A 690-nucleotide genomic window follows, 5' to 3' on the forward strand; every position below is an offset into this window, starting at 1 on the left:
ACGGATATGGCGTATACGTTTGCAGAGGTCTCATAATAGTAAAGAACTCTCACGTAAGAAACTATTTAAGAACGGGGTAAAAAGTTACGGATTTAAGCCATCGAAAGATTATCAATCGGGAAGTTCCGGGTATTCCATCCTGATACTTTCCCATGACGAATCATGCTCTGCCGGTGGCACAATTCTTTTCTTTTGTTCTTTGTTTTCGCCTTTTTATCGTAAATTTGCACCTTATTCATATAGATGATACAAAGGATGAATACAGACAGAAAGACACATGAGATAGATGTTGTAGGCATCTTCAAACAGATACTGCGAGAGAAGAAACCGCTGGCATGGTGCGTCGGTATCATGATGGTGTTAGGTGTGGTGGTTGCACTCAACACGGAAAAGACTTATACGGCCAATGTGGTGCTGGCACCGGAAATCACCGGTATGGGTATGTCACAGAGCTTGGGCGACCTTGCATCAATGGTGGGCGTGAACCTCGGTAGCAGCGGCAGTTCGACCGATGCCATCTATCCCGACATCTACCCCGATGTCTTTGCCTCAAACGACTTCATCATCCCATTGTTTCAGGTACCCGTGATGCTGAAAGACAGCACAAGCAGTAAGACATATTACATCCATTTGCTCAAAGACCACAAGGTACCGTTTTGGAAATACCCCGCATTGTGGATAAACAAGCTT

Annotated in this window: 1 pseudogene; it reads left to right on the top strand. The window is 44.8% G+C overall.

Annotation, left to right across the window (positions count from 1 at the left end):
- Window positions 1–255 precede the first annotated feature (255 nt).
- Window positions 256–690 (top strand): annotated as a pseudogene (locus HMPREF0658_RS10600) (Wzz/FepE/Etk N-terminal domain-containing protein); the annotation flags it as partial.

The sequence above is a fragment of the Hoylesella marshii DSM 16973 = JCM 13450 genome (genome assembly GCF_000146675.1).
GTDB lineage: Bacteria > Bacteroidota > Bacteroidia > Bacteroidales > Bacteroidaceae > Prevotella > Prevotella marshii.